This window comes from Anaerosolibacter carboniphilus (genome assembly GCF_014205875.1).
Taxonomy (GTDB): domain Bacteria; phylum Bacillota; class Clostridia; order Peptostreptococcales; family Thermotaleaceae; genus Anaerosolibacter; species Anaerosolibacter carboniphilus.
On sequence record NZ_JACHEN010000035.1, the window covers coordinates 36,809 to 57,871 of the forward strand.

Sequence of the window (21,063 nt, forward strand, 5' to 3'; positions counted from 1 at the left end):
TGACCATAATTCAATAAAAAATTTTTATTGATATCTTTTTTAAGCGCTGTATTCAAAAGGAAATTAGAATAAGGTTGCCGCCAAGACGGCAACCCTATGTTTACTAGAATGAAATATAATCAGAAAGAACCATGAAGAAATTATCAAGCTTCTTACCACTTGTTTCACTTGTTAAGACATCTATCTTCATGTCAGCTTTTGCGATATCCTTGAAGATCTTTGCTAACTCTTCTTGGTTAACCTTCTCAGTAAACTTACCCTCTAAATAAGCTTTCGCATATTCAGCGCCACCTTCAACAAACATCATGTTTACAGGAACTGGCCATGTAGAGAATCTTCCAGTACCGCCTTTTTCAGCAATCTTAGTTTTGATTTGCTCTACTACATAATTAATATCTCCAGCTTTATCTTCAGGAATTGTGATTCCCAATGCCCCTGGATATCCATGATATGGGCTAGGACAACATTGTTGTGGGAACAATGCGCCTTGCTCTAATGTAGATTTGATCAATGGTTCTTGCATCGAACAGTTTGTGCTGAAGAACGCTGTTTCTTTTCCTAGTTCAGCAACCTTTCTTGGTACATCTTCAAGAATAAACTGCTGTGCTCCGGGAACACCGGCATCTCCTGTTGGGTCTGGTGCTGTGGCATCAACAAATTGGATACCATTCTTTTCGCACTGCTCTTTGAAGATATCTCTTCTCATAGCAAGTAATTGATAAGACATATGTCTTGGGAAAGAATAGTGAACAAATGTTTTTGCTCCCATTGCCTTCGCTTGCTCAATGATGGATACACCCATTCCAAGCTCATCCGCTTGAAGAACCACATCAGCTTTAGAAGCGATCATGTCTGGGTCTTCACCAGGAACCGCAGCAACGAAAAGAAGGTCTGATCTTACTTCTCTTGCCTTGTCGATGGCAGCAGATGTACCAGGAATTGCCTGACAAATTACGATGGCTTTCACTTCTGGATCAGATGCCATACTTAATACATTGGCAATCGTTGTTTCTTGCTCTTTCATGAAGTTATCAGGATATGTTTGCAATACAATCATATCGCCATACTTCGCTTTTACCTTTTCAGCCGCTCTAAACTCCTCTTCATTCTGAGAAACTGTACCTGTCATGATACCGATTTTAAAACTCTCTGCTTTTTCAGGCTCTGCAGCAGCAGGTTGCTCTGGACTTGCTGGCTTTGGACCACAAGCAGCTAAGCTGAGCATCATTAAAACTGCTAAAATAATTGCTAAACTCCTTTTTAACATTTAGATTCCCCCCATTTAAATTATATATTTCAAAGAAAGGACTGGATCATTTCCATTCCCCTTTAAAATCAGATGTATATACTGCACTATGCTGCACCCCTCGTCCAATTCATAAACGAAGTTCATCATTAAAATACAAGGATTAATTTACCATGGAAAATTATATTCTATATTGGTCATTAAAATCCTTTATTTTTTTGAATTTTTTTAAATATTTGACATATTTATTATTTTTTATATATTTAATTTTTTTACGTAGAATTTTCAACCATCCACATTTCGCAAATATCTTATCTATTATTAGAAAATTTTCATCTTTTTTTATATATTTTTCATAGGACATTGGGCAAACTAATGATGAATAAAAAGGGAAGGAAGGTGATGAAACATTTCAAAGCATAAGATCATTTCTATTTCAATCGTGATTGGACTCGTTCTCTCCTGCTTTTTGCTATTGGGCTCTTTTGCAGGGGATCCACCCTTAGTAAACATCAGCAACGCCAATCGAATCTTTTTATTACTCATGGCGGGAAGTCTATTCACACTCTACATGAAATGGGGGGATAGTTCACCTGAGTTGGAGCCTGTTCATATTAAAAGTGAAAGAAAAGAAAAAGATGAAAAACGGGGTGAAAGCTCTGATCGGCCTGCTATTCGTTTCAAAGACGTCGCTGGTCTTGAAGAAGTAAAAGAGGAACTTGCAGAAGTCATCGACTTCATTAACAGTCCTGAAAAATATTACAAAATGGGCGCAAAGATCCCTAAAGGAATTCTTTTTTATGGTCCTCCAGGAACAGGTAAAACTTTACTAGCTCAAGCTATTGCGGGAGAAACCAATTCAGCCTTTTTTCCTGCCAGTGGCGCTGAATTCGTAGAAAAATATGTGGGTGTTGGAGCAAAACGTGTGCGAACTCTTTTTGAAAAAGCAAAAAAAGATGCTCCCAGTGTCATATTTATTGACGAGATTGATGCCATTGGTGCAAAAAGAAGCTCGGAAAGCAATAATGAAAAAGATCAAACCCTTAACCAGCTTTTGATTGAAATGGACGGTTTTCATTCTAATCAGACGGTTATTGTGGTTGGTGCCACAAATCGTCTAGATCTCTTAGATGAAGCCCTGCTTCGACCTGGAAGATTTGATCGCCATATGTTCATTGGCAATCCTGATATACGGGCACGAGAAGAGATTCTAAAAGTTCATATTAAAAATAAACCCATCGATTCCAAGGTAGACATAAAAAGTCTTGCCAAAAGAACCCATGGCATGTCTGGTGCCCATCTTTCAAATATTGCCAACGAAGCTGCTATTTTAGCAGTAAGAAACAATAAAAAGCATATTGGTATTGATGAGTTTAATCAAGCTATTGAAAAAGTTATGGCTGGGCTTCAACGTAAAAATGCAGTGGTTATGGAAAAAGAGAAGAAAATTGTGTCCTATCATGAAGCAGGTCATGCTTTGATAGGTAAGCTTTTAAATACAGATTTAATCTCGAAGGTTTCTATTATCCCAAGAGGCGAAGCCCTAGGATACGTGATGTATTCTCCAGAGGAAGATCGCTATCTTATCACAAAAAGAGAATTGCAAAATAAAATAAAAGTGCTCTTAGGTGGTCGTGCTGCTGAGGAAATTATTTTTGGCGAAGTTTCCACGGGCGCTCGTGACGATTTAAAAAAAGCCAACAGCATCGCTTATCAAATGGTATGTGAATATGGCATGAGTACCTTAGGCAACAGAATATTTGATCCTCATTTGGCAAAAAACTGCTACCCTATGATTGATCAGGAGATAAAAACCATTATTGATGGATGCTATACCGATTCCTTAGAGCATATAAAAGGGAATCTAGAGATTCTTGAAGAAGTGTCCAAAACATTATTTGATCGAGAAACATTAACAGGCGAAGAGTTTGATGCCATTTTCGAAGAAGCTCAAAAAAAGCTGGCATGCAGCACGCTAACATAAAAGAGTCGTTTTGAAACCAAAACGACTCTTTTTTTCTATCATTTTTCTATCATTTTTCTATAATGCTCTTGAATGAATCTCTTCTTGTACGCCAGCAATAAATGTTTGGAAATCTTGGCTGCCTAGCTCTCCCTTATCCCTTGATCGAACAGAAATCGTATTTGTCTCCATTTCTTTTTCCCCAACAATAATCATATAAGGTACTTTTTCCAATTGGGCTTCACGAATTTTGTAGCCGATCTTCTCATTTCGATCATCTAGTTCCACTCGAATATTTAAATCCTGCAGCATTTCTGTAATCTTTTCTGCATAGTTCAAGAACTTATCGGCAATTGGTAGTATTTTCACCTGCACTGGTGCTAACCATACTGGGAATTTTCCTGCAAAGTGCTCAATCAATATACCGATAAATCTTTCAATACTACCAAAGATTACTCTATGGAGCATAACTGGTGTATGCTTCTCGCCATCTCTACCTACGTAAGTGAGATTAAATCTTTGCGGCATCTGGAAGTCTAACTGAATTGTCCCACACTGCCATGTTCTTCCGATACAGTCTTCCAAATGGAAGTCAATCTTAGGACCATAGAATGCCCCGTCTCCCTCATTAATTTTATACTTAAGTTCCTTTTCTTCTAATGCCTCTTTTAAACCATTAATCGCAAGCTCCCATTCTTCATCTGTGCCCATGGAATCCTCTGGTCTTGTAGAAAGTTCAATATGATATTTAAAGCCAAAGATGTTGTAGACATAATCTACAAAATCAATTACACCTTTGATTTCATCTTTAATCTGCTCAGGAAGCATAAAGATATGGGCATCATCTTGTGTAAAACATCGGACTCTCATTAATCCGTGAAGAGCACCTGAAAGCTCATGTCTGTGAACAAGTCCCAACTCACACATTCTAATCGGGAAATCACGGTAGCTGAACATTTTTCTGTCATATACTAGCATAGCTCCAGGACAGTTCATGGGTTTTACTGCAAAATCTGTTTCATCTATTTCTGTAAAATACATATTGTTTTTATAATGGTCCCAGTGCCCTGATGTATGCCACAACTGCTCATTTAAAATAATAGGTGTCTTTATTTCTTCATATCCTCTTTTTACATGGGCTTTTCTCCAAAAATCTTCCAATATATTTCGAATGACCATACCTTTTGGATGGAAGAATGGGAATCCTGGTCCTTCCTCTTGAATACTAAATAAATCCAATTCTTTTCCAATCTTTCGATGGTCTCTCTTCTTCGCTTCTTCCATTCTATGGATATATTCCTCTAACATTTTCTGTTTTGGAAAGGATGTTCCATAAATCCGCTGAAGCATCTTATTCTTCTCATCTCCACGCCAATAAGCGCCAGCCACACTCAGTAACTTGAATGCCTTTACAGGTTTTGTTGTTGGTAAATGAGGCCCTGCACACAAATCTACGAATTCACCCTGCTTGTAGAATGAGATCACCGCATCTTCAGGCAAATTCTCAATAAGTTCTACCTTATAAGCTTCCCCTTTTTCTCCCATATATTTCAAAGCTTCATTTCTTGGCAACTCAAATCTTTCTACACTCAAATCCTCTTGAACTATTTTCTCCATCTCTTTTTCAATCTTTACAAGATCTTCTTGTGTAAATCGATGTTCCGAATCAAAATCATAGTAATACCCATTTTCAATGGCAGGTCCTATGGCTAATTTTGTTTCAGGAAACAATCTTAGCACGGCTTGAGCCAAAATGTGAGCACTTGTATGCCTAAAAACATCTTGCCCTTCTTCATCTTCAAATTTCAAAATACTCAGTTCCGCATCTTCATTTACAGCGTACTTTAGTCCTACTGTTTTGTTATTCACTTCTCCACCTACAGCTTCCTTTGCAAGCCGTGGACTAATACTCTCTGCAATTTCCATAACTGTTGTACCCCTAGGAAACTCCTTTACCGATCCATCTTTTAGCGTAATTTTAATTTTGTCCATGTGGTATACCTCCTTCATCTTTATAAACACTTTACAAAATTTAATCAGAAAATATAAAATCCTCCCACCCCAAAGCCTTAGCTAAGGGACGAGAGGTTATTCCCGCGGTTCCACCCTAATTGAATCAGATCCACTCTTTGACATTAACGCTGTCAAAACGAACACCCTTTCATTGAATAATTATTCAGGTATAGCTCGGAGTTAGTTTTTCCTATAGCCATATCCAAGGATGCTCTCAGCCACGACATCCTCTCTCTGATGATTGGGTTTATAGTACTTTGTCTCTTCATTGCCTTTTCATATTATTATGATTTTTTTAATATTATATGTGTATTTTCTATCCTTGTCAATCATTTTATCCACTCTTTTTCCTTATTATACCACAATTCTTCATCATATAAACAAAATGATCAACCCCTGCAAAATACCAATCACAAAGCCGATAACGCCTCCCAAAATCTCAATATGCTTCAATTCTTTTTGCGCAATAGCCAATATGATGTGTTCTAGCTTGTCTATCTCAAAATTATTGATTTTCTCCTCAATAATTTTGGCAATGCTCACATTACTGGTTGCCTTGTGAATTATTTTTTCCGTTAACTCCGTTAGGGCGATTTCAGCTTCTTTATCAATCACATCGTCTATATAATCCATAAGCATTGATTTGATGGCGCTGGGTATAATCCCAGGAAGCTTTTGCTCTATAATCCGCTTGATCTTTCTCTTAATGCTAAAAATAATCTCACTTTTGTTTTCATTTTCTATAAACTTATCAATAATTTCTTCAATGGAGATCAACTCAGATTCTACAATTTCTCCTATACTTTTCGCCAATTCTGATTTTCTCTTTGGAATTAATCCTTGAAGCGTTATATTCAATATAGGTATTTGTATAGGCTGTAAAGGTCTGAAAATAAGCTTAATCGCCAACACATTAGTAAACCATCCAATTGCAGCACCGATCAAAGCCAGAATTAGTAGTTTTGTCCAGAACAATGTACTCACCTCAAGTTTATCATCTTTTGCTTATAAAGCTAAGGCTAGAATAATCGACATATTTCTACCTGAAAACAAGTATATCATAGACATTGTTCCCATTCAACTTTAAACACCATCATAATAGCTCAGAAGAGTAGAGATATCTCTACTCTTCCTTCACATGCTGTATCAATGTACAGAAATCACATCCACTACATACGCTTACTCGATCAGAGAATACATTTTTTATTGTTTTTATAATTTCTTTATTATGAATTTTTCCACTAAAATGAATGATGATCTTTTTCGGTGCAATGGTAATGAGAGAACTAATCAGTAAATCATCATAACCGATATCATTATCCAGCATTTCTGCCGCCAAATCTTCTATATACTCATTGTTGATGCTTCTTCTTAACTTATCAAATAAATGATATTTCCCATCTTCGTGAATAAGTACATTGATTGTATCTATTTTTGCTTCCTGAATATCCACAAAATATCTTAAGAGCCGAATAAACTCGTTATATTCCTTTTCCATGAGAAAATCCTCTACGGCCTTATCTATGCTATCTTCCAGTTCCATGATATAATTTTTCAATCGAAAACGTATAAATCCGTCCAGATGTATAAAGTCATTTTCTTTCAGATAGTCCATTATTTGCTGCAATATTTTTGCTTTCCGACTGATTCGATAGGTAACGCCCTCATGATACTTATACTCTTCACTTTTAAGTACATTCTCCAAATGACCTAAAATACTTTCCCTTTCCACAGGGCTAAAATAGTAATATTGCTCTTGAAGAATCTTTCTGGCTAGTTTTATTTCCTCGTAATATATGATAATATCTGAAAAAGCATTGGCTAAATAATGCTTAAAGATATTCTGAAAGTCTTTCTTGGTATAATTCTTTAGACTTGATGTCTGTACTTCGAAGGTGATATATTCATTTTTACCTTGTTTTTCAGTATGCTTCTCAATGATAATTCCCTCTTTTTCAAAACAATGAATTTCTTTATCTATTCGATCGAAAATATACTGGGCTGTTTCGGAAAATAAAACAGAAAGCAGGTACATTCCTTTTCACTCCTTTCTACGCTATTAGTAGTATATGTGTAATAAGAAGTGATATTCAAAATGAACGATTACATTTATTTCTTAAGCTGCCATTTGCAATATAGGTATCATCGAGCCAATATCTATTGCTTCGTCATCTGAAAGAAATATAGGATTCATTTGCTGTTCATCCAAAAAATTAATAATCCGTCCATAATCTGGATGATGCGTCAACTTTCCAGAGAATGCGATTTGATCTTTTCCCAATAGTCCAGAAGCGCCTCCTATGAATCCATATGAAAGACCTGTCAATGATATGTATCCTGGCGAAATCAATAACGTCTCAATTCCGTGCTTTTTCACCGCCTTGGCTATTCCATGGTCAGCTGTAATGATCGCCCTCTCATTCACGATACAGATGGAACATTTTGAATATCCCTGTTTTACATCAATAAATTCGACTCCCTGTTGCTGTAAAAGCTCTAGCAAAATTGGATCCGTATACTTAAAACAATGAATTGCAAAGTTTGAAAGCCTTGCTACATTATATGCAATATTATGGGGATAGTTACTCTTTAAATTCGTATTCCCTCTGATTGCATGGAGCCCCAATTGTGTAATAACAGGCGCTAATTCGTTATAAACATTAGGTGCAATGACAATATCTCTTTCATTTACAGGGTGTAATAGAATGTCAGGGTGATATGAAATCGCTGGGTATAGCTCCTCACAGCATGGTGCTTTTAGTATATGTATACCCATTTTTTCTAAACTATTCGAAACGATCGCAGGTGCTCTTCCATCTATAATCATAGTTGTCACTGTTTTTTTAGGGATAAAGGGAATTTCTAAATATATACTATTTTTCATATACTTCACCGCCTTATTAGTATTTGTATTTTGATGTTCTGTTATCATTTAAATTCTTGTTTTATGAACCTAGAATTGCCTGTCATTCTGCTCAAAGTAAAGCAGCTGAAAAAGTCCAGATTTTTTTTAAGGAAGCGAAATGAAAAAGCTCTAAATCTTTAAATGAAAAAGCTCTAAATCTTTATAAATAGTTAGATTCTTTTTGGCGCTCAGAATGACGAGCCCTTTATAATAACTATTTTGATATATAACGCTATACAAAAACTAAAAAAATCCTAGTTCACTAGGATTTGATATACATTTGGAGGCGGCATCCAGATTTGAACTGGAGAATAAAGGTTTTGCAGACCTCTGCCTTACCACTTGGCTATGCCGCCAGAATTATGGAGCGGAAGACGAGATTCGAACTCGCGACCCTCGCCTTGGCAAGGCGATGCTCTACCCCTGAGCCACTTCCGCATGTTTGGTTATTGGTTGTCAGTTATTCATTATTTAGAATCATTCTCTTAGGTCTCTTGATCCCAATACTTTCCAAAGGAACCGCGAACCGTATTTTATGGTGCCCAGAGCCGGAATCGAACCAGCGACACGAGGATTTTCAGTCCTCTGCTCTACCGACTGAGCTATCTGGGCAATATGGCGACCCGGAAGGGGCTCGAACCCTCGACCTCCAGCGTGACAGGCTGGCATTCTAACCAACTGAACTACCGGGCCAAATATGGTGGGCGCAATAGGGATCGAACCTATGACCCCCTGCTTGTAAGGCAGGTGCTCTCCCAGCTGAGCTATGCGCCCTCATCAACAAAACTGACAAAATATATATTACAACATTTTGAGCGTTAAGTCAATGTTATTTTCATCATTTCTTCTCACTTATTTCCAACTAAAATAAGTATATTCATCTTTTATTTTCTTTAGTATTAGTTTTTTCTTTTTTCTATCTCGTTGCCTCTGCATACAATCTTTCTAGATGCTCTCGATCGAAATGATATTTTGTATTACAAAAATGGCAAGTTAATTCTGCCTGTCCATCCTCGTCAATAACCTCTTTCAAATCCTTAGCACCGATGCTCATCAACGCCTTTTCTAGTCTCTCTACAGAACAATCGCAATTCAAATGAATTTCTTTTTTCTCAAGAATCTCTACATCCATGCCATCCAAAATCATTTCCAGTACTTCTTCAGCACTTTTCTTACCATCTATTATTTCTGTAATGGGAGGCATATAACTTAATCGATCTTCAATAATTGTAATAATCTCATCCCGTACACCAGGTAAAGGCTGAATAATAAATCCACCACTTGCCTTTACGGTCTGATCACGATCTATCAAGACTCCCAATGCCACAGCGGATGGCTGTTGTTCCGAAACAGCAAAATAGGCTGTAATATCTTCTGCAATTTCTCCAGATGTCAATTCTAATTGTCCAATATAAGGCTCTTTCAAACCAAGATCCTTAATCACTACAATCTTTCCGTCTTTACCCACAGCACTACCCACATCTAACTTTCCATCTTCTCGCAGCGGTATATCAACAAATGGATTCGCCACATACCCCTTCACATTTCCTTTGGAATCTGCCGCAACGAGAATTTGCTTCAGTGGGCCATCTCCTTTAATCTGAATAGATATTTTATCGTGATCTCCCTTTAACATAACACCCATCATTGCTCCAGCTGTTAGTGTTCTCCCCAAAGCCGCAGTAGCCACAGGTGTAGCATCATGAATTTGTCTTGCTCTCTCAACCATATCTGTAGTAATAGCAGCAAAAGCCCGAATGCCCTGGTTTGCCGCTACGGCTCTTACAACGTAGTTTTTCATCGTTTCTCCTCCTAGCTGCATCTCATATATATTATAAACAATATTTCTTATAGTAAACCACATTTTTCAATATTTACCTATATCTCATAGATCCATAACAAAAGCCCTGATGTAAGTCAGGGCTTATTCGCTACTCGTCTAGAACCGATTGGACTATGCTCTTGAAACGTTTGTAGCTTGAGGTCCTTTTTCTCCTTGAACTACTTCAAATTGAACAGTTTGACCTTCTTCTAATGTTTTGTAGCCATCCATCATGATAGCGGAGAAGTGTACGAATACGTCATCCCCATTTTCTCTAGAGATGAATCCGTATCCTTTTTCTGAGTTAAACCACTTTACTGTACCTTTTTCCATGCAAACAATCCTCCCAACCAAAATCTAGCGTAAGTATTGCACCTACTTACTAAAGTTTACCATAGGCAATAATTTCTGTCAAATGATAAAAGGTTTTCCTTCCCTCTATTCTTCTTATCATTTCTGACAGATAAAATAGATTCTTTCACTTTCCAGATTGGGTTTCTGAAATGTAAAAGCATCAAAGAAATCCATTTTTTTGAAGGGAATCTTGTCAAGCATACTTGTAATTTCTTCTTCCCTATAAGCTCTTTGGCTATGACTCTCTGTATGCTTTCTATATAGCTTCTCTTCTTGCACGAAAAGGGTTAAATCAAAATCACATACGCCTCTTTTTTCATCGTAATAATTTTCCCAGATATAGGATACTCCTTTATGATTCTCTGCAAAAGTGTTTCTCCCAAGAATATGAGAAAGCTTGTAATGAGAACTAATGTCGAATATAAATAGGCCTCCATCCTTCAAGTGCTCATAAACGGATTGAAATATCTGTTTCAAATCGCTTTCTTTCAAGATATAATTCATACCATCACAAACGCACAAAATGCAATCTAGCTCGTTCGGCAGCATCATCTCTTTCATATCTTGATGAAGATAGATCACAGGCACCTCCAGATCAGCAGCCTTTTCTTGGGCAACCATCAACATATCCTCCGATAGGTCTGTTCCAATCACATTATAATCTCTCTTCGCCAACCGATTTGCAATATTTCCCGTCCCACAGGCTAGTTCCACAATGTTTCGTGGCTTCAGCCCATACCTATTAAAAATTTGTTCTATGTAGTCTATCCAACCTTCATAATTCACATCCCTCATGAGGATATCATATACATAGGCAAAACTGCTATAAGCACTCATTCAATCTCTCCCTATTCTAGTGTAATTTTTCATAAATCTGTTCAAGGACTTGACTTGCAGCTCCCTGGATGATCAAATCAGCCCGTTGGTCATAGGTTGTTGTCCCAAGATTTATAATCATAAGTTTCTTACATAGATTTGCAAGATAATTCACAGGTCCAACCTCCAAGCTTGAACCAATAACAATTAGCAAATCTCCCTTCTCCACCTCACTCCATGCTCTATCAAAACATGGTGGCAAGGAATCTCCAAATAATACGACCCTTGGACGCAAAGTACCTCCACACACTGGACACCTAGGAGGAATCTCCCCCTTTCGGACGATTCTGTTCATCTCTTGGATTGATACTTCATCGTCACAGTTCAAGCAATACCCACTTCTTGTATGTCCATGGACCTCCAAAACTTCCTTTGAGCCCGCCTTTTGATGTAAATTATCAATGTTCTGGGTGACAAGGAGATGGATGTATCCTTCTTCCTCTAATTTTGCCAATATTTCATGAGCTTTGTTGGGCACCGCATCAGCCATAGAAGTTAACAGCTGAAATCCCACCTCATAAAAATATTTAGGATTTTGATATAGAGCCTTCGTTGATAAAGCCTCCATAGGATCAATTTTTTCCCATAGTCCCGTACCTGGACTTCTAAAGTCTGGAATTCCACTCTCTGTTGAAATGCCTGCTCCTGTTAAAACAATTGTCTTCCTACTGCTTCTAATAAGCGCCGCCGCTCTTTCAATTTTATCCATGGCTTCTCCCCCATTTCACCCAAATTTATATATCCCATTTGATCTGCTCTTCAACAGAAGCAGCTTGTATTAATTCTGGATAATCATTTCTTACTGAGTTCACAGCCTCAGAAACCCTTTGTTTTTCAAAAAATCGACTTGGATAAGGCTTCAATATACCGTTGAGATCATTCAAGTTATCAATCTCTCCATCCAGCCATCTGTCTTCGTCTTCTTTGTGTAAAATTACAGCCATCCTGTGATGATAGGGGCGTATATATTCATTAGGTTCAGTAGTGATAATAGTAAAAGAATATATTTTTTCTCCTTTTAGATTTGTCCATACATCCCACAGTCCTGCCATAGAAAATATTTTATGATTGGATAAGTGGAATTCATAGGGCTGTTTATAATTTCCAATTTTCTCCCATTCATAAAATCCGCTGGCAGGTACAAGACATCTTCTTTTATAGAAAGCATCTCGAAAACTCTTCTTCTCCAATAAAGTTTCCACTCTAGCATTGATCATTTTCGTCCCTATACTGAGATCCTTGGCCCAGGAAGGAATAAGACCCCATTTAAAAAGCTTCAATTGCTTGGTACCGTCCTTTATAATCACAGGGGCATATTGAGTGGGCGCTATGTTGTATCTAGGCATATAGCTTAAATCGGTATAGGTTAAATGATATCGCTCCTCTAAGGAACGGATATTTTCTGCTAAATAATACCTTCCACACATATGGCACCTCCTATTATTCACTACAGATATTATATCCCATTTTTTTGTATTAGAGAATTCCATATCAGAAATAGGAAAAAGAAAATACATATTTTTCTACAACTGCTTTACACTTGTAATTCCGTATGTTTCAAATTTATTCTAAACCAAATAAAAAGAGGAATAGCATTTCCTATCCCTCCATAGTATTTTTCTGATTAGATTGTTTCTTTCGCACCGTAATGAGGCCGCCGATTCGACCTGTCTCTTTTGCGGTTAAACCTCCCCAACCAAATTGCTCTACCTTGTCTGCTAATCCCAACTCGGCTGCAATTTCATATTTCCATTGATCCTCTATGGTTTCAATTTTCTTTTTTTTGTTTTTAAGGCTATTTTTCTTTGACAATTTCTACCCCTCCCCTCTTCTGTATTATGGGTAATCGGGGTAGCTTTTATACATAGTATCTCATTTTAAATTTTTTAATAATTCCAGCACGCCTTTGAAGCAATTTATCTGCTCATCTATGGGTATCCTGTTCAAACCGCTGCTGGAAGAGCATACATAATCCAATACGCCTTCCACAATGGAGTTAGACTGCAAACCTGGTTTTATTTCCTTCTTTTTTGCAAATCTTTGATAGACGCCAATCCCTACATAACATGCAATTTTAGGATGGTATTTTCTCAATAGCCCCTTCAGCTTTTCCCGTCCTACCTCATACTCTTCATCGGTTAATTCAGCTGCACTCTTTGTTTCTCTATCAATAATGTTTGTAGACCCATATCCATAGTGTAGGAGTTCCCTATCCTCGTAGGGATGCAACTTTCGCGGGGTTAACCCTGCATCATATAGGAGCTTCCAAAATCGATTGCTTTTTCCCGCATAATGATGCCCCTCTTGAGCAGATTTCAAACCCGGATTATATCCTATAAAAAGCACATCAAGATCCTCCTTGATGATATCTGGTAAGGGTTTATTGCTTTCGCTCTTTGAACTATACATAGATTATTCACATTCCTTTCCTAAAACAATGCTCTATCGCCCTTAGGTTATTCCCTATCTACCTAACTTATACCGTATGTAGAAAAACTGCTGAATCATTTTCAGCAGTTTTTCACCCTCTTCTTCCTCTAAACACACTATGATAATCTTTGAATCTGCATATATCCTAAAGAAACAAATATGATTAGAGTAATAAATACAGGTATAAAAGACAATATTGATACGTTCCCTTTTTGTGGCAGATCTTCTATTGGTTCATCTAATAGAATTTCTTCTAGCTTTTCTCTATATTCCACTTCTTTTGTATCTCGAATGATGATTCTCAGAAGCAAAAATGCGGCAGTCCCGCCCAAAACAGCAACAAAACCGATCACCAGTGTCGCCATCATCAATTGTATCGTGTTGGGCATGGCCTGAGCACTTGCATCCACAGTATTTCCTAAAACCTTCTGAAGCTGCATCATCCCATAACCTAAGGTTACAGCAAATCCATTATTGGCCATATGACCAATCACGCCTGCATAAAGTGAATCGGTCTGATAGACTAGATAGCCAAAGATAAGCCCCAATACAATCGGTCCCAATAGGTTTTGTAAGTTAAAATGAAATACACCAAATAGTACGGCTGACAACACAATAGCATTAACTTTCCCCAAGCGTTCATAGCTCCGCATCATCAATCCCCTAAAAAATGTCTCCTCACAGATACCTGCAGACACTGAAATAATCAACATTAAAATGATATAGTCCCTAAAATTATCCGCGACTGGAATCGGTAGTTGCTCCAATTTTCCAAAGGTACTCATGATGGTCATGGCAATCAAATTAAAAAACAAAGCTACGGGGTAACTAAAGATGGTAATCAACACGATGAGGAATCCGTGCTTTGCCCGCAACGGCTTTAATCTCAGCACTTTTTTTATGCTCTCACCCTTTATTTTTAAAAACAAAATAACTGGCAATAACACAAGGATATATTCTGTAATAATCAGCCCAATTTTAACATCCTTATATTGGACAAAGGCGCCAACGGTGAGCAGCATCAGTGCAACCACCAGATAGAGAATATTTACACTGAGTACCTGCATTCCCTTTTTTTTCTCCAATCCATTCCCTCCTTTACGAATCCTGCTTTATGCTATTCTTCCATGATATTTTTCAGTCTCATATAATTCAAATATACTTGAATACCCGCCAGCAGTATCTCTTCATTAAGATTAAAACAACTGTTATGCAATGGATAAACATAACCTTCTTGCTCATTTCTCGTCCCTAGAAAGAAAAACAAACCTGGAACCACTTTCTGAAAATATGAAAAATCTTCGGCAATCATTTGAGGCGCAATAATCTCTAGATTCTCTTGGCCAACAGCTGTCTGCAGTTCATAGAACATCTCTTCATCGTTTACCACCGCTGGATACATATCTCTAAAAACAATATCAATCTTGCATTGATAAGATAATGCAACACCCTCAGCAATCTCTTTCATTCTTTGCTGCATTGTTCTATAGACTTCCTCCGAAAAAGCCCGCATGGTTCCTTCTAAAACTACCTGCCCAGCAATGATATTTCTTCGCTCCCCACCCCACATCTTTCCGATAGTCATAACAGCCCCTTCAACGGGATCTATGTTACGACTCACAATGGATTGATAATTCATAATCAAATTCGATGCGATTACGATGCCATCAATAGCCTTATGAGGAATAGCACCATGACCACTTTTTGCCGTTATCGTGATATCAAATTCCCCTGTTTGGGCCATCACAGGACCAGGTCTACATGCCACCTTTCCCTCAGATACCTCAGGGAAAACATGGAGACCCATAATGCGATCGATCTTAAACTTCTGGATAATACCCTCTTGAATCATAGGTTCAGCGCCGCCAGGACCTTCCTCTGCTGGTTGAAAGAGAAATACAACATTCCATCTCACGATGTCTTTATTCTTTGAAAGAAATCCAGCAAGCCCCAAAAGAATTGCCATATGGGCATCATGCCCGCAAGCATGCATCATTCCCTTATGGGTGGATGCATAAGTCAAATTTGTCTTTTCTTCAACGGATAATGCATCCATGTCTGCTCGAAACGCAATGGTTTGGTCTCCCACGGTTCCTTTTAGATATCCAATCACGCCTGTACCTGCGATATTTTCATGAACTTCTATACCATATTCCTTTAGCTTCCCTATGATAAATGCACTGGTCTTATATTCCTCAAATCCACTCTCCGGTATTTGATGGAGTACTCTTCTTAACTCGATAATTTCTTCTTTCATTGCTGCTACATGCTCTTGTATTTGAACCATATCGATCACCTCATATTTATTATCTGTCAACCTTCATAAATTCATTTTATCCTTTTTTATTTTCTTAGAAAAGAAAAAGTTTATTATGGGTTGACTTATTTTTCAAGGCGTGTTAAGATACATTAAATTGAATATATATTAAACATTCAACGAATTTGTTGTGTCTTAGAGGTTGCGATCGACAAAGAGTACTTTTGGTTAGGTCCAGGGAACCGTTTATACCAAAAGGAAAGGTGTCTTCGCCGAAGCAAATATTCCACCCTCGGAATATTCGCTGGGACTGTGCTGAAAAAGCATAGGACTGTCATCGATAAATCACCCAGTTTATCGACGAAGCGCTACTACACACAGGGTGAAAGTTGTATTCTATTGACGTTTTCAAAACGGCGAAGGGTACCTTTTACTCTTACGCCGTTTTTTTATATCCATTTTTATGCTACTTTTTACATGTTTACCCATATGCACCATCAAACTCCACGATTGAATATAATGTATGAACCCGCGCAAAATATTCATTGTACCAATACTTTAAAAATATTTGCAAATGTACCTACCCCATGGTAAGATAATTGTAACCATAATTTGATAATTATATTATAATAATATTAGCAAAATATAATCATATAGTATGAATTTGGAGGCGTAGGATTTGATTACAGAAGCGCGACGAAAAAAGATATTGGAAATGATTGAACGGGAAGGAATTGTCAATCTGCAACAGTTAACAGAAGCCTTTGATGTATCTATCTATACAATCCGTAGAGATTTAACAGACCTAGAAGAAAAAGGACTTTTGAAAAAAACTCATGGTGGCGCAACGCGAATTGAAAAAACCAAATGGATTCCTTCTATGGAGGAGGGAAAAAGCGAAGCTTTGGAGGAAAAAAAGGCCATTGCAGCAAAGGCAATAGAGTTTATTGAAAATGGCGATACCATCATGCTCATGGGGAGTACTATCGGATTATTTATGATCCCCATGATGCGGGATAAAAATATCACCGTTGTTACAAATTCTCTGGATGTAGCTAAAGAGCTTTCCCACATTGACTCCATCGAAACCATCGTCATCGGCGGACGCATCAAAAATTATAAAGGCAATATCTTAGGTTCCAGAGCAGTGAACGATCTTAGAAATTACTATTTTGACAAGGCGTTCATCCCCTGCGCTGGCATTAAAGATGACTTTGGCATCAGTACATCTACCATTGAAAGCGCAGACTTTTTAAAAACGCTGATGGAATGTACTAAAAAAAATATTGTCATAGCCGATTACAGAAAAATTGGTCGCATTACATTTTCCAAGGTGTGCGATGTACAAAAAATTGATATGCTGATTACCGATGAAAATGCAAACAAAGAGGAGTTGCACCGTATCTCAAAACACGGTGTGAAAGTGGAAGTAACAAAAATGTTACACAATTCGAATAAACGATAAATTTTGAAAGGAGCTATTCTAAATGAAAAAAATCAATTTGGCTGTGGTTGGAGCAACTGGCATGGTAGGAAGAACGTTTTTAAAGGTTTTAGAAGAAAGAGATTTTCCTTATGATCAACTGCATGTATTTGCCTCTGCAAAATCTGCTGGTGAAAAAGTAACTTGTAAGGGGATTGAATATACTGTTCAAGAGCTTACAGAATCAAGCTTCGATAGGAATATTGACATCGCTTTATTCTCAGCAGGCGGAGATATCAGTAAAAAATTTGCTCCTATCGCTGCATCCAAAGGGGTCATCGTGGTGGATAACAGCAGTGCATGGCGAATGGATCAAAACGTTCCACTTGTTGTTCCCGAGGTAAATCCAGAGGATATCTCGTGGAATAAAGGCATTATTGCAAATCCTAATTGTTCCACAATCCAAGCTGTGGTGGCATTGAAGCCCCTTCATGACCAGTATGGCATCAAAAGAATTATTTATTCTACTTATCAGTCCGTCTCTGGTACTGGCGTAAAGGGTGTTAAGGACCTTGAGGAGGGCTTAAATGGAAATGACCTTTTGTTGGCTTATCCCCATCCAATTGCCCATAACTGCCTACCTCACATCGATGTTTTTTTAGAAAATGGTTATACAAAAGAAGAAATAAAAATGATTGAAGAAACGAAAAAAATTCTCGGCGACTATAACTTGAAAATTACTGCTACAACGGTAAGAGTTCCTGTTTTTAACAGTCACAGCGAATCTATCAATATAGAATTAGAAAAATCCTTTGACGTAAATGAGGTTCGTGAGTTGTTGAAAAATAGTCCTGGCATTATACTTCAAGATGACCCATCGGCCAACGTATATCCATTGGCTCGAGCAGCAGCTGGAACAGATGCAGTGTATGTAGGAAGAATACGTAGAGATGAAAGTATCGAAAATGGATTAAATATGTGGGTCGTAGCAGATAACATTCGAAAAGGTGCTGCTACCAATGCTGTTCAAATTGCTGAACTCGTTACCCAATCATTATAGTTGTATCCTTTTGTGCAGCCATAATGCCAAGTCTTACCATTATTCCCCTCGCTGGCATTGGTAGCCAGTGAAAACTATAAAAGGAAGGATGTTATAGATGAGTCTATTTACTGGTTCTGGCGTAGCCATTGTTACACCCTTTAAAGATGGTAAAGTAAACTACAGTAAAATGGAAGAAATCTTAAACTGGCATATAGAACAAGGTACAGATGCAATCATCGTATGTGGTACCACTGGTGAAGCTTCTACCATGAGTGACGAAGAACAAAAAGAGATGATTAAATTTACAGTTGAAAAAATTAATGGCCGTATCCCAGTTATCGCAGGTACAGGAAGCAACAACACTGCCCATGCTATCGAGATGAGTAAATACGCTGAGGCAGTTGGGGCAGATGGTCTTTTGGTGATCACTCCTTATTACAACAAAGCAACGACAAAGGGTCTATTGGCACATTTTACTGCAATCGCCGATGCTGTTAGCATTCCTATTATTCTGTACAACGTTCCTGGTAGAACGGGTGTAAATATTCTCCCTGCAACGGTGGCTGAACTGGCAAAGCATAGAAATATACAAGCGATCAAAGAGGCTAGCGGTAATATTGCTCAAGTAGCTGAAATTGCTAGACTTGTTCCATCGGACTTCCATATATATTCTGGAAATGATGACATGATCGTTCCCCTAATGTCCTTAGGTGGGCATGGTGTCATCTCCGTTGTGGCCAACGTGGCCCCAAGGGATACCCACAATATGGTTCAAAAATTTATTGATGGAGATGTCAAAGGAGCTTGTGCCCTTCAGCTTCAAATGAAGGCTTTGATCGATGCATTGTTTATTGAAGTAAACCCCATTCCTGTAAAGACCGCCATGAATCTCATGGGTTTTGAAATGGGAGAATTACGATTGCCACTCACGGAAATGAGTGAAGGAAATTTGAATATCTTGACTGCTAGAATGACTGAATATGGCTTGCTAAAATAGGAGGGATTCCTTTGATGAAAGTAATACTTCATGGATGCAATGGAAAAATGGGTAGGGTGCTTGTGAAGCTCATGAAGGAAGACCCAGAAATAGAAATTGTAGCTGGTATTGATCATAATCCTGAAAAATATATGAACACCTTTCCCGTGTACGGTCAGGCAGGTGCTTGCAAAGAGAAAGGCGATGTAATCATCGACTTTTCTCATCATAGTGCACTTTCTGCCCTCATCGATTACTGTATCAGCACAAAAACGCCATTGGTTACAGCAACTACTGGATTAAGCGGCGAAGATTTCACCAAGCTCGTGGATTGCTCTAAAGATGTCCCGATTTTCCACTCTGCCAATATGTCTGTGGGGATTAATTTGGTAACAGATCTTGTGGCTAGGGCTGGTAAAACATTGGGTTCCTCTTTTGATATCGAAGTGATTGAAAAGCATCATAACAAAAAGGTTGATTCTCCCAGTGGAACTGCCTTCATGTTAGTCAATGCTATCAATGAGGCCTTTGAAAATAATAAGGAGTTTATTTATGGAAGACACGGTAAAACTGACGTAAGGAAAGATACCCACATTGGTATCCATGCCGTTCGAGGTGGTACTATCGTTGGTGAACATACTGTTATTTTTGCTGGACCTGATGAAATAATTGAAATCACTCATACCGCCCTGTCAAAAGATATTTTTGGTCTGGGTGCAATACAAGCAGCAAAATTTATCACGAAACAAACACCGGGCTTTTACAATATGAATAGTATCATTCAGCAAAATACAATATAAGATTAAAATTATGCCATAATATAAATCCCTTATAAATCAATAGGGATATACCACAGTTTTTCCGATTGAATAATGTATGAAAGGAATGATTTCACCAATGACAATAGAAAAGGATACCACACAGGAACAATTAGACTTAACAAATCCTTATGAAATTGCAAAATTTATCAAACAAGCTAAGAAATCTACACCTGTCAAGGTATATGTTCAAGGAGACCTAGGTACTGCAACCCAAGAAGGGATTAAGAAATTTGGCAGTGAAGATTTCTGGATTCTCTTTGGTGAACATGTAGAAATAGCAGACTTTTTAGCAACCCATCAGCACGTCATCAAAGATTATGTTATGGAAAATGATCGTAGGAACTCTGCTATTCCTATGCTAGATCTTAAGCACATCAACGCCCGCATTGAACCTGGCGCGATTATTCGAGATCGAGTAAAAATCGGAGATAACGCTGTTATCATGATGGGTGCCGTCGTCAATATCGGTTCTGAAATCGGCGAAAATACCATGATCGATATGAATGCTGTATTGGGCGCCCGCTCCATGATAGGCAAAAACGTTCATGTGGGTGCAGGGGCTGTCGTTGCTGGGGTTTTAGAGCCGCCAAGTGCTACGCCTGTTATTATTGAGGATCATGTAATGATCGGTGCCAATGCTGTCATATTAGAAGGCGTTCGTGTAGGGAAAAATGCTGTGGTAGCAGCAGGTGCCATCGTTACAAAGGATGTTCCACCAGATTCTGTTGTAGCTGGCTCCCCAGCTAAGATTATCAAAGCCAAAGACGAAAAAACAGAAGAAAAGACAAAACTTCTTGATGACTTAAGAGGATAAAAAGGATAAAAAATAAAAGCTAGCGCACTTTCTAATGTTGCATCAAAGAAATAATTACAGATTGACAATGGAAAAATTTTAATAATGAAAAAAAGAACCTCTTTTGCTTTAATGGAAGTAC

General features: G+C 38.0%; 21 protein-coding genes, 5 tRNA genes, 1 riboswitch and 1 other annotated feature. Of the genes, 6 read left to right on the forward strand and 20 right to left on the reverse strand.

The genetic code is table 11. The annotated features are described in order from the left end of the window. Positions 1-103: 103 nt before the first annotated feature. Positions 104-1,267 carry a DUF3798 domain-containing protein gene (locus HNQ80_RS21540; RefSeq protein WP_184312751.1) on the reverse strand — a complete coding sequence of 388 codons (1,164 nt, stop codon included), beginning with the start codon at positions 1,265-1,267 and terminating at the stop codon, positions 104-106. 351 nt (positions 1,268-1,618) lie between these two features. Then, entirely contained in the window at positions 1,619-1,792 is a 174-nt protein-coding gene (locus tag HNQ80_RS25735; protein WP_207727143.1) for a hypothetical protein, read from the reverse strand. A 25-nt stretch (positions 1,793-1,817) separates the two neighbouring features. Between HNQ80_RS25735 and ftsH the strand changes: the two genes are divergently transcribed. Then, on the forward strand, positions 1,818-3,230 hold the full coding sequence (gene ftsH / locus HNQ80_RS21545; RefSeq protein WP_207727144.1) for an ATP-dependent zinc metalloprotease FtsH: 1,413 nt from the start codon (positions 1,818-1,820) through the stop codon (positions 3,228-3,230). Positions 3,231-3,287: 57 nt separating this feature from the next. Here the strand turns inward: ftsH and thrS are convergent, their stop codons facing one another. The 18 genes from thrS to HNQ80_RS21635 all read right to left on the reverse strand — a co-directional run bounded on the left by thrS (position 3,288) and on the right by HNQ80_RS21635 (position 15,896). Continuing rightward, the gene (gene thrS / locus HNQ80_RS21550) at positions 3,288-5,201 is read right to left on the reverse strand and encodes a threonine--tRNA ligase (RefSeq protein ID WP_184312752.1); all 1,914 of its coding nucleotides are present in this window, start codon (positions 5,199-5,201) and stop codon (positions 3,288-3,290) included. Positions 5,202-5,282: 81 nt separating this feature from the next. After that, positions 5,283-5,500, reverse strand: a binding site (T-box leader). A 94-nt stretch (positions 5,501-5,594) separates the two neighbouring features. Then, positions 5,595-6,197 (reverse strand): DUF445 domain-containing protein, encoded by a 603-nt coding sequence (locus HNQ80_RS21555; RefSeq protein WP_184312753.1) that lies wholly within the window; start codon positions 6,195-6,197, stop codon positions 5,595-5,597. Positions 6,198-6,345: 148 nt separating this feature from the next. Then, complete coding sequence (gene ytxC / locus HNQ80_RS21560; RefSeq protein WP_184312754.1) at positions 6,346-7,257, reverse strand: putative sporulation protein YtxC; 912 nt, start codon at positions 7,255-7,257, stop codon at positions 6,346-6,348. 81 nt (positions 7,258-7,338) lie between these two features. Further along, positions 7,339-8,106 (reverse strand): DUF6873 family GME fold protein, encoded by a 768-nt coding sequence (locus HNQ80_RS21565; protein ID WP_184312755.1) that lies wholly within the window; start codon positions 8,104-8,106, stop codon positions 7,339-7,341. Positions 8,107-8,408: 302 nt separating this feature from the next. After that, a tRNA-Cys gene (locus tag HNQ80_RS21570) sits at positions 8,409-8,483 on the reverse strand. Positions 8,484-8,490: 7 nt separating this feature from the next. Further along, a tRNA-Gly gene (locus HNQ80_RS21575) sits at positions 8,491-8,565 on the reverse strand. A gap of 98 nt (positions 8,566-8,663) precedes the next feature. Then, positions 8,664-8,739, reverse strand: a tRNA-Phe gene (locus tag HNQ80_RS21580). A 4-nt stretch (positions 8,740-8,743) separates the two neighbouring features. Beyond that, a tRNA-Asp gene (locus tag HNQ80_RS21585) sits at positions 8,744-8,820 on the reverse strand. A 5-nt stretch (positions 8,821-8,825) separates the two neighbouring features. After that, positions 8,826-8,901: transfer RNA gene (locus HNQ80_RS21590), tRNA-Val, on the reverse strand. A 142-nt stretch (positions 8,902-9,043) separates the two neighbouring features. Beyond that, positions 9,044-9,928, reverse strand: coding sequence for an Hsp33 family molecular chaperone HslO (hslO, locus tag HNQ80_RS21595; protein WP_184312756.1), 885 nt, complete (start codon positions 9,926-9,928; stop codon positions 9,044-9,046). A 153-nt stretch (positions 9,929-10,081) separates the two neighbouring features. Next, positions 10,082-10,282: a cold-shock protein gene (locus HNQ80_RS21600; RefSeq protein WP_184312757.1), complete on the reverse strand. Its 201-nt coding sequence runs from the start codon at positions 10,280-10,282 to the stop codon at positions 10,082-10,084. A gap of 117 nt (positions 10,283-10,399) precedes the next feature. Continuing rightward, positions 10,400-11,140: a class I SAM-dependent DNA methyltransferase gene (locus HNQ80_RS21605; RefSeq protein WP_184312758.1), complete on the reverse strand. Its 741-nt coding sequence runs from the start codon at positions 11,138-11,140 to the stop codon at positions 10,400-10,402. A 16-nt stretch (positions 11,141-11,156) separates the two neighbouring features. Next, positions 11,157-11,888, reverse strand: a complete 732-nt coding sequence (locus tag HNQ80_RS21610; RefSeq protein ID WP_184312759.1) for an SIR2 family NAD-dependent protein deacylase — start codon at positions 11,886-11,888, stop codon at positions 11,157-11,159. A gap of 25 nt (positions 11,889-11,913) precedes the next feature. After that, positions 11,914-12,606: an SOS response-associated peptidase gene (locus HNQ80_RS21615; protein ID WP_184312760.1), complete on the reverse strand. Its 693-nt coding sequence runs from the start codon at positions 12,604-12,606 to the stop codon at positions 11,914-11,916. A gap of 172 nt (positions 12,607-12,778) precedes the next feature. Continuing rightward, complete coding sequence (locus tag HNQ80_RS21620; RefSeq protein WP_184312761.1) at positions 12,779-12,991, reverse strand: small, acid-soluble spore protein, alpha/beta type; 213 nt, start codon at positions 12,989-12,991, stop codon at positions 12,779-12,781. 60 nt (positions 12,992-13,051) lie between these two features. Then, positions 13,052-13,588 (reverse strand): mismatch-specific DNA-glycosylase, encoded by a 537-nt coding sequence (locus HNQ80_RS21625; protein WP_184312762.1) that lies wholly within the window; start codon positions 13,586-13,588, stop codon positions 13,052-13,054. Between the two features lie 137 nt (positions 13,589-13,725). Continuing rightward, positions 13,726-14,694 (reverse strand): type II CAAX endopeptidase family protein, encoded by a 969-nt coding sequence (locus HNQ80_RS21630; protein ID WP_184312763.1) that lies wholly within the window; start codon positions 14,692-14,694, stop codon positions 13,726-13,728. A 32-nt stretch (positions 14,695-14,726) separates the two neighbouring features. Beyond that, positions 14,727-15,896 (reverse strand): M20 metallopeptidase family protein, encoded by a 1,170-nt coding sequence (locus HNQ80_RS21635; RefSeq protein ID WP_184312764.1) that lies wholly within the window; start codon positions 15,894-15,896, stop codon positions 14,727-14,729. Between the two features lie 158 nt (positions 15,897-16,054). Further along, a riboswitch (Lysine riboswitch) is annotated at positions 16,055-16,245 on the forward strand. A gap of 300 nt (positions 16,246-16,545) precedes the next feature. Between HNQ80_RS21635 and HNQ80_RS21640 the strand changes: the two genes are divergently transcribed. The 5 genes from HNQ80_RS21640 to dapD all read left to right on the forward strand — a co-directional run bounded on the left by HNQ80_RS21640 (position 16,546) and on the right by dapD (position 20,942). After that, on the forward strand, positions 16,546-17,331 hold the full coding sequence (locus HNQ80_RS21640) for a DeoR/GlpR family DNA-binding transcription regulator (protein ID WP_184312765.1): 786 nt from the start codon (positions 16,546-16,548) through the stop codon (positions 17,329-17,331). A 22-nt stretch (positions 17,332-17,353) separates the two neighbouring features. Then, entirely contained in the window at positions 17,354-18,349 is a 996-nt protein-coding gene (locus HNQ80_RS21645) for an aspartate-semialdehyde dehydrogenase (RefSeq protein WP_184312766.1), read from the forward strand. A gap of 97 nt (positions 18,350-18,446) precedes the next feature. Then, positions 18,447-19,328, forward strand: coding sequence for a 4-hydroxy-tetrahydrodipicolinate synthase (gene dapA / locus HNQ80_RS21650; RefSeq protein ID WP_184312767.1), 882 nt, complete (start codon positions 18,447-18,449; stop codon positions 19,326-19,328). A 14-nt stretch (positions 19,329-19,342) separates the two neighbouring features. Further along, entirely contained in the window at positions 19,343-20,107 is a 765-nt protein-coding gene (dapB, locus tag HNQ80_RS21655) for a 4-hydroxy-tetrahydrodipicolinate reductase (RefSeq protein ID WP_330602988.1), read from the forward strand. 76 nt (positions 20,108-20,183) lie between these two features. Continuing rightward, positions 20,184-20,942: a 2,3,4,5-tetrahydropyridine-2,6-dicarboxylate N-acetyltransferase gene (gene dapD, locus HNQ80_RS21660; RefSeq protein WP_456298215.1), complete on the forward strand. Its 759-nt coding sequence runs from the start codon at positions 20,184-20,186 to the stop codon at positions 20,940-20,942. The last annotated feature ends 121 nt before the right edge of the window (positions 20,943-21,063 follow it).

Coding starts and splice junctions, on each gene's coding strand:
- HNQ80_RS21540 (WP_184312751.1), bottom strand. CDS start 1,267: ATGTTAAAAAGGAGTTTAGCAATTATTTTAGCAGTTTTAATGATGCTC.
- HNQ80_RS25735 (WP_207727143.1), bottom strand. CDS start 1,792: ATGAGTAATAAAAAGATTCGATTGGCGTTGCTGATGTTTACTAAGGGT.
- ftsH (WP_207727144.1), top strand. CDS start 1,818: ATGAAATGGGGGGATAGTTCACCTGAGTTGGAGCCTGTTCATATTAAA.
- thrS (WP_184312752.1), bottom strand. CDS start 5,201: ATGGACAAAATTAAAATTACGCTAAAAGATGGATCGGTAAAGGAGTTT.
- ytxC (WP_184312754.1), bottom strand. CDS start 7,257: ATGTACCTGCTTTCTGTTTTATTTTCCGAAACAGCCCAGTATATTTTC.
- HNQ80_RS21565 (WP_184312755.1), bottom strand. CDS start 8,106: ATGAAAAATAGTATATATTTAGAAATTCCCTTTATCCCTAAAAAAACA.
- hslO (WP_184312756.1), bottom strand. CDS start 9,928: ATGAAAAACTACGTTGTAAGAGCCGTAGCGGCAAACCAGGGCATTCGG.
- HNQ80_RS21600 (WP_184312757.1), bottom strand. CDS start 10,282: ATGGAAAAAGGTACAGTAAAGTGGTTTAACTCAGAAAAAGGATACGGA.
- HNQ80_RS21605 (WP_184312758.1), bottom strand. CDS start 11,140: ATGAGTGCTTATAGCAGTTTTGCCTATGTATATGATATCCTCATGAGG.
- HNQ80_RS21610 (WP_184312759.1), bottom strand. CDS start 11,888: ATGGATAAAATTGAAAGAGCGGCGGCGCTTATTAGAAGCAGTAGGAAG.
- HNQ80_RS21615 (WP_184312760.1), bottom strand. CDS start 12,606: ATGTGTGGAAGGTATTATTTAGCAGAAAATATCCGTTCCTTAGAGGAG.
- HNQ80_RS21625 (WP_184312762.1), bottom strand. CDS start 13,588: ATGTATAGTTCAAAGAGCGAAAGCAATAAACCCTTACCAGATATCATC.
- HNQ80_RS21635 (WP_184312764.1), bottom strand. CDS start 15,896: ATGGTTCAAATACAAGAGCATGTAGCAGCAATGAAAGAAGAAATTATC.
- HNQ80_RS21645 (WP_184312766.1), top strand. CDS start 17,354: ATGAAAAAAATCAATTTGGCTGTGGTTGGAGCAACTGGCATGGTAGGA.
- dapA (WP_184312767.1), top strand. CDS start 18,447: ATGAGTCTATTTACTGGTTCTGGCGTAGCCATTGTTACACCCTTTAAA.
- dapB (WP_330602988.1), top strand. CDS start 19,343: ATGAAAGTAATACTTCATGGATGCAATGGAAAAATGGGTAGGGTGCTT.
- dapD (WP_456298215.1), top strand. CDS start 20,184: ATGAAAGGAATGATTTCACCAATGACAATAGAAAAGGATACCACACAG.